At 74.5% G+C, this 10773-nt stretch carries 6 protein-coding genes; 3 read left to right on the forward strand and 3 right to left on the reverse strand.

Annotation, left to right across the window (positions count from 1 at the left end; translation table 11 throughout):
- Positions 1-75 precede the first annotated feature (75 nt).
- Positions 76-3951 carry an ABC transporter ATP-binding protein gene (locus tag IF99_RS0125405; protein ID WP_030999734.1) on the forward strand — a complete coding sequence of 1292 codons (3876 nt, stop codon included), beginning with the start codon at positions 76-78 and terminating at the stop codon, positions 3949-3951.
- Positions 3952-3992: 41 nt separating this feature from the next.
- Here IF99_RS0125405 and IF99_RS0125410 read toward each other — a convergent pair whose 3' ends face one another.
- Positions 3993-4700, reverse strand: coding sequence for an MBL fold metallo-hydrolase (locus IF99_RS0125410; protein ID WP_030999736.1), 708 nt, complete (start codon positions 4698-4700; stop codon positions 3993-3995).
- 109 nt (positions 4701-4809) lie between these two features.
- Here IF99_RS0125410 and IF99_RS0125415 point away from each other — a divergent pair, with 109 nt between their 5' ends.
- Complete coding sequence (locus IF99_RS0125415; RefSeq protein ID WP_030999738.1) at positions 4810-5337, forward strand: TetR/AcrR family transcriptional regulator; 528 nt, start codon at positions 4810-4812, stop codon at positions 5335-5337.
- Positions 5338-5478: 141 nt separating this feature from the next.
- On the opposite strand, the gene IF99_RS0125420 is transcribed toward IF99_RS0125415, so the two are convergent.
- Complete coding sequence (locus tag IF99_RS0125420; protein WP_030999740.1) at positions 5479-7023, reverse strand: hypothetical protein; 1545 nt, start codon at positions 7021-7023, stop codon at positions 5479-5481.
- A gap of 268 nt (positions 7024-7291) precedes the next feature.
- Between IF99_RS0125420 and IF99_RS0125425 the strand changes: the two genes are divergently transcribed.
- Positions 7292-8677, forward strand: a complete 1386-nt coding sequence (locus IF99_RS0125425; RefSeq protein WP_051703683.1) for a S28 family serine protease — start codon at positions 7292-7294, stop codon at positions 8675-8677.
- A gap of 66 nt (positions 8678-8743) precedes the next feature.
- Here the strand turns inward: IF99_RS0125425 and IF99_RS0125430 are convergent, their stop codons facing one another.
- The gene (locus IF99_RS0125430) at positions 8744-10627 is read right to left on the reverse strand and encodes a glycoside hydrolase family 3 protein (RefSeq protein ID WP_030999744.1); all 1884 of its coding nucleotides are present in this window, start codon (positions 10625-10627) and stop codon (positions 8744-8746) included.
- Positions 10628-10773 lie beyond the last annotated feature (146 nt).

Raw genomic sequence — 10773 nt, forward strand, 5'->3', positions numbered from 1 at the left:
CCACGTAACGGCGGGATGAAATCCGCAGCTCCGGATGTTGGCGCCAGCGGCGAGACGGATCAACAGGAGGCATGCGTGGCGGCAGGAGCACAGGCCCGGAACCCGGAGCGGGAACCCGACAGGGAACGGGACCACGAGCGGGACACCCGTACCGGGGAAGGTGCGGGGACGCACGCCGCCGACCCCGCCCGGCTCCCCGCCGCGGGCCCCGGCTGGGCGGCACGCCTCGCCCGGTACGCCTGGCGCTACCGCAAGGACGTGATCGTCTCCCTCGGCGCCTCGCTCGCCGGGATGGCCGTCATGGCGCTCATCCCGCTGCTCACCAAGGTCATCATCGACGACGTGATCGGCGGCTCCCGCTCGATGGCCACGTGGGGCGGGCTGCTGCTCGGCGCCGCGGTGGCCGTCTACGTCACCGCGTACCTGCGCCGCTACTACGGCGGCCGGCTCGCGCTCGACGTGCAGTTCGACCTGCGCCGCGACATGTACCGCACGCTCACCCGCCTCGACGGGCGCCGCCAGGACGAGCTGTCCACCGGGCAGGTCGTCGGGCGCGCCACGAGCGACCTCCAGCTGATCCAGGGCCTGCTCTTCATGCTGCCCATGACGATCGGCAACGTCCTCCTCTTCGTCATGTCGCTCGTCATCATGGCGACGCTCTCCCTCCCGCTCACCCTCGTCGCCCTCGCCGTCGCGCCCGCCCTCTACCTCATCGCCCGCCGCTCCCGCAGCCGCCTCCACCCCGCGACCTGGTATGCGCAGGCGCAGGCGGCCGCCGTCGCGGGCGTCGTGGACGGCGCCGTCTCCGGGGTCCGCGTCGTCAAGGGCTTCGGGCAGGAGGAGCAGGAGACCGGCAAGCTGCGCGAGGTCGGCCGCCGCCTCTTCGCCGGCCGGCTGCGCACGATCCGCCTCAACGCCAAGTACACCCCCGCGCTCCAGGCCGTGCCCGCGCTCGGGCAGGTCGCGATGCTCGCGCTCGGTGGCTGGCTCGCCGTGCGCGGCCACATCACGCTCGGCACGTTCGTCGCCTTCTCCTCCTACCTCGCCCAGCTCGTCGGGCCGGTCCGGATGCTCGCCGTCGTCCTCACCGTCGGCCAGCAGGCCCGCGCCGGTGTCGAGCGGGTCCTCCAGCTCATCGACACCGAGCCGACGCTCCAGGACGGCACCCGCGAGCTGGCGGCGGACGCGCCCGCGGCCGTCGAGTTCGACGACGTGCGCTTCGGGTACGACGACGAGCGGCCCGTCCTCGACGGCTTCTCGCTCACCGTCGCGCCCGGCGAGACCGTCGCCCTCGTCGGCTCCTCCGGCTCGGGCAAGTCCACGGTCTCGCTCCTCCTCCCGCGCTTCTACGACGTGAGCCACGGCGCCGTCCTCGTCGGCGGCCACGACGTGCGCGAACTGCGCATGTCCTCGCTGCGCGCCGCGATCGGTCTCGTCCCCGAGGACTCCTTCCTCTTCTCCGACTCGATCGCCTCGAACATCGCCTACGGGCACCCGGACGCGAGCCGCGCGCAGGTCGAGGCCGCCGCGCGCGCCGCGCAGGCGCACGGCTTCATCACCGACCTCCCGGACGGCTACGACACCGTCGTCGGCGAACAGGGCCTCACGCTCTCGGGCGGCCAGCGGCAGCGCGTCGCGCTCGCCCGCGCGATCCTCGCCGACCCCCGCCTCCTCGTCCTCGACGACGCCACCTCGGCGATCGACGCGCGCGTCGAGCACGAGATCTTCGAGGCCCTGCGCGGCGTCATGGCGGGCCGCACGACGCTCCTGATCGCCCACCGCCGCTCCACGCTCGCCCTCGCCGACCGCATCGCCGTGCTGGACGCGGGACGTGTGGCGGCGGTCGGCACGTACGAGGAACTGGAGCGCGATTCGGCGCTTTTCCGCCGCCTCCTCACCGACCCGGAGGAACTCGGCGGGGTCTCACCCGGGCACGTCCTGCCGGAGGAGCGGCCCGAGGACGACTCCGTACGCGCCGAACTCGACGCCGAGTACGACGCCGAGCGCGGCATCACCCCGCAGCTGTGGACCGGGGACCGCACCCCGCGCGACACCGCGCTCGACGGGATGCCCGCGACGCCCGAACTCCTCGCGCAGGTCGACGCGTTGCCCGCCGCGAAGGACATCCCCGACATCGACGAGGCGCGCGCCGTCGCGCCCGAGGACGCCTACGGCCTGCGCCGCCTATTGCGCGGCTTCGGCCGCCCGCTGACGCTCAGCCTCCTGCTCGTCGCCGTCGACGCGGGCCTCGGCCTCGCGCTGCCCGTCCTCATCCGGCACGGCATCGACGACGGCGTCAACCGCATGGCGCTCGGCGCCGTGTGGCTCTCCGCGCTCCTCGGCCTCGGTGCCGTGCTCCTCCAGTGGGGCGCGCAGTTCGGCGAGAACCGCATGACGGGCCGCACCGGCGAGCGGATGCTCTACGCGCTGCGCCTGAAGATCTTCGCGCACCTCCAGCGGCTCGGTCTCGACTACTACGAGCGCGAGCTGACCGGCCGCATCATGACCCGCATGACGACGGACGTCGACGCCCTGTCGTCCTTCCTCCAGACCGGCCTCGTCACCGCCTTCGTCTCCCTCGTCACCTTCTTCGGCATCATGGCGGCGCTCCTCGTCATCGACGTGGAACTCGCCCTGCTCGTCTTCGCGACGCTGCCCGTCCTGATCGTCTCCACGTACTTCTTCCGCAAGCGCAGCGTGCGCGCCTACAAGCTCGCCCGCGAGCGGATCTCGACCGTCAACTCCGAGCTCCAGGAGATGGTCGCGGGGCTGCGCGTCGTGCAGGCGTTCCGGCGCGAGGAGGCGGGCTACGAGAAGTTCTCCCGCGACGCGCGGGCGTACCGGCAGGCGCGGGTACGGGGCCAGTGGCTCATCTCCGTCTACTTCCCCTTCGTGCAACTGCTCTCGACGGCCGCGACGGTCCTCGTCCTCTCCGTCGGCGCGCACCGCGTCGACGCCGGGACCCTCACGACCGGCGCGCTTGTCGCCTACCTCCTCTACATCGACCTGTTCTTCTCGCCGATCCAGCAGCTCTCGCAGGTCTTCGACGGCTACCAGCAGGCGAGCGTCTCGCTCGGGCGCGTGCAGGAACTCCTCGTCGAGCACACCTCGACCGGGCAGGTCGCGCGCCCGCTCCCGGTCGAGGGGCGGCTGCGGGGCGAGATCTCCTTCCGGAACGTCGACTTCGCGTACGGGGACGAGACGGCGCTCCACGACATCGACCTCACCCTGCGGGCGGGAGAGACCGTGGCCTTCGTCGGCGAGACGGGCGCGGGCAAGTCGACGCTCGTCAAGCTCGTCGCACGCTTCTACGACCCGACCTCGGGCCGTGTCACGGTCGACGGCACCGACCTGCGGGAGCTCGACCTCGCCCAGTACCGGCACCGGCTCGGTGTCGTCCCGCAGGAGGCGTACCTCTTCGCGGGCACGATCCGCGACGCGATCGCCTACGGGCGGCCGGAGGCGAGCGACGCCGAGGTGGAGGCGGCGGCCCGCGCGGTCGGCGCGCACGACATGATCGCGAGCCTCGAAGGCGGCTACCTCCACGAGGTGGCGGAGCGGGGCCGCAACCTCTCGGCGGGACAGCGGCAGCTGATCGCGCTGGCGAGGGCGGAGCTGGTGGACCCGGACATCCTGCTCCTGGACGAGGCCACGGCGGCCCTCGACCTCGCGAGCGAGGCCCAGGTCACCCGCGCCACGGAACGCCTCGCCGGCCGCCGCACGACCCTGGTGGTCGCCCACCGCCTGACCACGGCCGCCCGCGCGGACCGCGTCGTGGTGATGGACCAGGGCCGCGTCGCCGAGGACGGCACCCACGCGGACCTGCTGGCCCTGAACGGCACGTACGCGAGGCTCTGGCGCACGTTCCTGGGCGAGACCGTGCCCGCGGCGCCCGCCGGGCGGGACTCGGGGGACGGCGGCACGGAGGCCGTGAGCGCGCGAGTGGGGTGAGGCACCGGGGCGTGCCGCCCGGCCCGGGGCCCGGAGGGCCCTCACGCCTCCCTGACGCGCTCCACCAGCTCCGCCGGGCTCGCGTGCCAGGGGGAACCGTGGCCCGGGAGGACCCAGGAGGCGCGAAGGGGGACCAGGCGCGCAAGGGAGGCGCGGGCCTCGGCCGGGTCGTCGGTGAAGGGGGCCGGCTGCGGACCCGTGCGTCCGGTGAGGACGTGACGGGTGGTGAGGGCGTCGCCGACGCACACCGCGTCCGCGAGGGGCACGTGGACCGCGACGCTGCCGGGCGAGTGGCCCGGCATACCGATGATCACGGGGCTGCCCGGCAGGTCGAGGACATCGCCGTCGTGGATCTCGGTGACCTCCGAGACGTACGCCGGGCGCAGGCCGTTCTTGCGGAGCGAGTAGCCGAGGAAGCCGAGCGCGGCTCCGGGCCGCATCGGGCCCACCGGGGTCTTGGGCTTCTCGCCGGTGCGTGCCCGGTGGGCGTCCGCCTCGTGCACGTACACCGGGACGCCGTGCTCGGCGCGGAGCCGCTCGGCGAAACCGATGTGGTCCGAGTCGCCGTGCGTGAGGACGAGGCCCCGGATGTCGTCGGCGGTCCTGCCGATCTCCCGCAGTTCGCGCTGGAGGTCGTTCCAGTGCCCGGGGAGCCCGGCGTCCACGAGCGTGATGCCCTCGGGGGCGTCGATGAGGTAGGAGGCGACGATGTCGTTGCCGAGGCGGTGGAGGTGCGGGGCGAGCTTCACGGCGGACTCCGGACGATCGATGGCTAAGGTTCTTAGCTTTCACGGCTAAGGTACATAGCTATGATGGCTACCGTCAATAGCCTTCGAAGTCGCTCCCCCGAGGTGCACCATGCCGAGCCCCGAGAAGACCTCCCGCGCCGTCATCGTCACGGCGGGCCGTGAACTCCTGGAGTCGGAGGGCCCCGACGGCCTCACGATGCAGAAGGTCGCGACCCGCGTCGGCGTCCGCGCCCCGTCCCTCTACAAGCACGTGGCCAACCGCGCGGCGCTCCTCGACGCCGTGGCCGAGGCGACGGTCGAGGACCTGACCGGGCGCATCGCCCGTACCGACGGCACCCTCCCCGCCATCGCCCGCTGCTACCGGGCCTTCTCCACCGCCCACCCCGAAGCGTTCCGCCTCGTGACGCATTCCGCCCACGCCCCCCGCGCCGCCCTCTCCCGCGCGGCCCAGCCCCTCATCGACGCGGCCCGCGCGCTCGTGGGCGAGGACGAGTCCCTGGACGCCGCCCGCTTCGTCACGGCCTGGCTCACCGGTTTCCTCGCCATGGAACTCAGCGGATCCTTCCGCCTGGGCGGTGACGTGGACAGGGCCTTCACGTACGGGCTGGAGGCGATGCGCCGGGGGCTGACGGGGTGAGGGGGCGAGGGCTCGGGGCGGAGGGGTGAGTGGCTCCGGAAGGAGGACGGCGGGGCGGGAGCCCTCGCCGCCGGGCCTCAGGCCGCGCCCAGCCCCGGCCCCAGCCTCGTCCCCGGGCCCCGTTTCCTCAGCCCCGTCCCGTCAGCCCCGTTCCGCCACCCAAGCCCGCAGGCCCGTCCCCGGCAGCGGCAACGGTCGCCAGGTGCGGGCGTACGCCGGGGGGGCCGCGTGGGCGGCGGTGATGGCCGCCACCGGGATGCGGGTGGTCAGGGTGCGGAGACCGGCGCGGGTGAGGTTCTTGTTGTTGCCCGCCACGTTGCCCGAGGCGCAGCCGGCCGCGTAGGAGATCGGCGGGGTCTGGGCGCCCGTGACCAGGCACGGGGGGCGGATCCCGGCCCGGTGCAGGTGGGCCGCCACCGCCTCGTAGCGGTGGGTCGTGTGGCGGGCGCCCATGAGGTTGCGCCAGAAGCCGGTGCCCTGCGCGACCCCGTACAACGCCAGCACCGCGCACAGCGCCACGACGTACGGGCGCCGTCCCCGTGCCACGTCGAGCGCCGTCGCCGCGAGGGGCAGCGACAGGAGCGCGTAGGCGGGGAGGAAGAAGCGCGGAGCCGAGTAGCCGAGCGTCAGGAGGTACGGGAGGCTCAGTACCACCGCGCACGCGAGCGGGAGCCATACCGTGATCCGCCGCGCCGCCCGCCCGGGCCCGCCGCGCCGCGCCCGTACCGCGCACACCAGCGCCAGTACCGGCAGGAGCAGCCACCACCAGGTGAGCCAGGGCTGGTACGGGGCGATGTGGCACGGGCGGCACAGCAGCGGCCCGTTGACGCTGAGCCAGGCGTCGCCGCCCGCCCAGCGCAGCCCCATCTCGCCCTGCACGTCGCTGGAGACCCGCAGCCGCTCCCCGATCCCGCCCCAGCGCGCGTACGCCTCGACGATCCACGGCACCGCGCCCGCCGCCACCCCGCCGGCCACCGCCGCCATCGGCGCGAGCCGCCGCAGCGGCCGGTGCGCCAGGCACGCCAGCCCGAGCGGCACCGCGAGCCAGCACCCGTCGGGGAAGCGGAGCAGCGTCACCCCGGCGATCGCGAGGGCGACCCCCCACCAGGCCCGCCTCCGTCCGCCCGGCACCAGGCCCCGCGGCGCGTCCGGCGCCCCGTCCGCCGTCCCGGCCCCCGCCCCACCGGCCACCCCCGCCGCCCCGCGCAGCAGCCACCCCGTCGCCGCCACCGCCCCCAGCGCCACCCACAGATTCGGCATCGCCTGGGGCCCGTACAGCAGCGCCGTCCACAGGGCGGCGAACAGGCCCGCCGCCAGCGCGCAGCGCCCCGTGCCGAGCAGGGGGCGCCACACGGCGAAGGCCCCGTACAGGCAGGCCGTGGACAGCAGGGCCAGCCAGAGGTGCACCGCGTGCGGCTCGTTCGTCAGCCACGTCAGGGGAGCCGTCAGGTAGGTCACGCCGCGCGAGCGCGGCGCCGAGAAGTAGGCGGCGGGATGGTGCGGGTCGGTCTGGGACACGTAGACGGACTCGTCCCAGCCGAGGCGCAGCCACGGGACGACGGCGGCCAGTTGGGCGACGCCGTAGGCCAGTGCCACGAGCGCGAGGGCGGAGGGGCGGCGGTGTACGCGCGCGGGGACGCGGGTGGCGGCACCGGGCGACGGGCTGAGGGCGGTGGGGGTGCTCATCGCCGACACCTTCACCCACGGTGCTAATCATATGAAACTCGACGCGCCGGACACTTCGCACCGCCCTCGCCCGGCGGCGACCATCTGGCCGCCCGTCACCTCATCGGCTACGTTCCAGCACACGAGCCGACAACCCGTCAACCGGACCATGGGGCGCCACCGGTCTTCCTCCGGCGGTCCCCGCTCCCCCGGACAAAGGAGCCCCGTGCGCGCACAGACGCTGAGAGCCCTCCTCGCGACCCTCGTGGCAGGCACCCTCACCGCCGGCATGGCAAGTACGGCCACGGCGGCACCGCTGCCCGCCGCGAACCCCCGGAACGCGAGCGCCGCCTCCGCCGCGACCCGCGCCCCGGACACCCGCGACATCAAGGAACGCCTCCTCTCGATCCCCGGCATGAGCCTGATCGAGGAGAAGCCCGTCAGCGGCTACCGCTACTTCGTGCTCGCCTACCGCCAGCCGGTCGACCACCGCCACCCCTCGCGCGGCAGCTTCACGCAGCGCCTCACCGTCCTGCACAAGGACACGAGCCGCCCCACCGTCATGTACACGAGCGGCTACAACGTCTCGACCAGCGCGAGCCGTTCCGAGCCGACCCGCCTCGTCGACGGCAACCAGGTCTCGGTCGAGTACCGGTACTTCACGCCCTCGCGCCCGCGGCCCGCCGACTGGTCCAAGCTCGACATCTGGCAGGCCGCGAGCGACCAGCACCGCATCTACCGGGCGCTCAAGAAGGTCTACGGCCAGAACTGGCTCGCCACGGGCGGCTCGAAGGGCGGCATGACCGCGACGTACTACGAGCGCTTCTACCCGCGCGACATGGACGGCGTCGTCGCCTACGTCGCGCCGAACGACGTCGACAACGACGAGGACTCCGCGTACGACCGCTTCTTCGAGCGGGTCGGCACGAAGGAGTGCCGCGACGCGCTCGACGCCGTCCAGCGCGAGGCCCTCGTCCGCCGCGAGCCGCTGGAGAAGAAGTACGCGGAGCAGGCGAAGAGCGAGGGCTGGTCCTTCGGCACCGTGGGGACGCTCGACAAGGCGTACGAGGCCGTTGTCCTCGACCTCGTGTGGGGCTTCTGGCAGTACTCGGGCGAGGCCGACTGCGAGGAGGTGCCCGACGCGAGGACGGTGAGCGACGACGACCTGTACGCCTACGTCGACGCCATCTCCGGCTGGTCCTTCTACACCGACCAGGGCCTCGAACCGTACACGCCGTACTACTACCAGGCCGGTACGCAGCTCGGCGCCCCCACCATCTCCGTCCCGCACCTCAAGGGCCTGACCCGCTACGGCTACCAGCCGCCGCGCAACTTCGTGCCCCGCGCGATCCCGATGCGCTTCGACCGGCGCGCGATCCCGGACGTCGATCACTGGGTGCGCACGCACGCGCGGCACATGCTCTTCGTCTACGGCGAGAACGACCCCTGGGGCGCGGAGCGCTTCCGGGTGGGCCAGGGGTCCAGAGACGCGTACGTCCTGACCGTGCCCGGCGCCAACCACGGCGCGAACATCGCGGGCCTCGTCCCCGCGGAACGCGCACTCGCCACGGCACGTGTGCTCGACTGGGCGGGCGTGGACGCGGGCACGCAGGCGGCCGCCCCGCTCGCGCGGCTCGACAAGGCCCCGGCGGAGGAACCGAGGCTGCGCCCCTGAGCGGTCCCGGCGGAAGCGGTACGGGGCCGAGGCGCGGTGCGCCCCGGCCCCGTACCGGTACCGGGCTCACGCGTACGAGAGTCCCCGCCCCACCGGGTACAGCGTCCGCTCCGGCGCGTCGGCGCGCGTCACGGGCACCGGCAGCCGCCCGTGCGGGCGCGCACGACCCGTCAGGACCCGGGCCGCCGCGCGGACTTCCACGTCGCTCCACCCGTACGCCGCGAGCAGCGCGCGCACGCCGTCGGGCAGGTGGGCCGCGTCGTACGGGTTGCGCAGCGCGACGGCGACGACGGGGACGCCCGTCGCGACGAGCGAGGCGAGCAGGGTGCGCTGCGCGGGATCGGTGTCCAGGCCGTACGTGGCGACCACGACGGTGTGCGCGCGGCGCGCCGCCGCGACGGCCGCGTCCCGTGTCGCCGCCTCGGGCGCGGGGCCCGTCGCGCGGCGCGTGACACGGAAGCCCTCCTCCTGGAGGGCGCGCGCCAGGACGCGCGTCGCGGGTCCGTCGCTGCCTGACGCCGAGGCGGGATCGACGCCGAGGACCAGCAGGTGCCCCCCGTCGGCGCGCAGCGGCAGTGTGCCGTCGTTGACGACGAGGGTCGTGCCCCGCTCCGCGAGCCGGTCGGCGAGGGCGCGGTGCGCCGGGGTGCCGACGCTCCGCGCGACGGCCGCCTCGTCCACGTACGGCTCCGCGAGCAGCCCGCGGCGCCGCTTCAGCGCGAGGACGCGCAGCACCGAGGCGTCGATGCGCTCCTCGGTCAGCTCGCCCGAGCGCAGGGCGGCGAGCACGGAGCGGTGCGCGAGCCCGAGGTCGGGCGGGTCGAGGAGGAGGTCGACTCCGGCGCGGAGCGCGAGGACGGGCACGCGGTCGTCGCCGTACTTCGTCCGCACCCCCTCCATGCGCAGCGAGTCGGTCGTCACGACGCCGTCGTAGCCGAGTTCGCCGCGCAGGACGCCCGTGACGACCGGGTGCGAGAGCGTGGCCGGGTCGCCGGTCGGGTCGAGCGCGGGGAAGGCGAGGTGGCCCGTCATCACGACGTCCGTGCCCGCCGCGATCGCCGCGCGGAACGGGGGCGCGTCCAGCGTGTCCCACTGCGCGCGCGAGTGCGAGATCGTGGGGAAGCCGACGTGCGAGTCGGTCGCGGTGTCGCCGTGGCCGGGGAAGTGCTTGACGGCGGCGGAGATCCCGCCGTCCTCCTGGTAGCCGCGCACCTGTGCCACGACGAGGCGCGCGACGGCCTCGGGGTCGGCGCCGAAGGAGCGCACGCCGATGACGGGGTTCGCGGGGTTGACGTTGACGTCCGCGTCGGGCGCCCAGTCCTGCCGCACCCCGAGCGCCGCCAGTTCCCGGCCCGCGAGCGCGGCCGCCGCGCGCGCTCCCGCACTCGTCCCGCCCGCGCCGAGCGAGGCGGCGCCGAGGCTCATGGCGCCGGGCAGCTGGGTGGCCGGAGGGCCGATCCGCTGGACGGCCCCGTGCTCCTGGTCGATCGAGACGAGCAGCGGGACGGGGACGCGCAGCCCGAGCCCGGCGCGCTGCACCTCGTTCGAGAGCGCGGCGACCTGCCGGGGCGAGCGGATGTTGCCCGCCCAGCCGAAGTAGATGACCCCGCCGAGGTGGTAACGGGCGATCATCTCGGCGGCCGTCGCGACCCCGATGTCCTCGCGGTTCGCCTGCGCGTCGGCGGCCGAGGGCGCGGTCGCCGAGTCCCCGTGGAAGCGCATGACGAAGAGCTGGCCGACCTTCTCCTCCCGGGTCATGCGGGAGAGGAGGCGCCGGTCGGCGAGGGGGTCCGGCGGGAAGGCGCGGGCGGCACGGGCCGGTGCGGGGTGCGCGGGCCGCGCCGCCCGCGCCGTACCGGCGCCGAGCGCCCCCGCCGCCGTGCCGAACACCCCGGCCGCGAGGACCGTCCGCCGCCGGGGCCGTCCCCCGCTCGTCGTCTCCTGCGCCATACCGCCACTCCCGTCCTCGGGACCGGCCCGGGGCGGGCGGTCCTCGGGGCGCCCGTCCGATGATCCGAAGAGCGCCGTGCTCCCTCGGGCATAGCGAGCGGCGGGGGAGCGGGGCAAGGCGCCGTGCGGGGGTGGGGCCGGAGACG

It is taken from the genome of Streptomyces sp. NRRL F-5630 (assembly GCF_000719475.1).
Taxonomy (GTDB): domain Bacteria; phylum Actinomycetota; class Actinomycetes; order Streptomycetales; family Streptomycetaceae; genus Streptomyces.

Coding starts and splice junctions, on each gene's coding strand:
- IF99_RS0125415 (WP_030999738.1), top strand. CDS start 4,810: ATGCCGAGCCCCGAGAAGACCTCCCGCGCCGTCATCGTCACGGCGGGC.
- IF99_RS0125430 (WP_030999744.1), bottom strand. CDS start 10,627: ATGGCGCAGGAGACGACGAGCGGGGGACGGCCCCGGCGGCGGACGGTC.
- IF99_RS0125425 (WP_051703683.1), top strand. CDS start 7,292: ATGGCAAGTACGGCCACGGCGGCACCGCTGCCCGCCGCGAACCCCCGG.
- IF99_RS0125420 (WP_030999740.1), bottom strand. CDS start 7,023: ATGAGCACCCCCACCGCCCTCAGCCCGTCGCCCGGTGCCGCCACCCGC.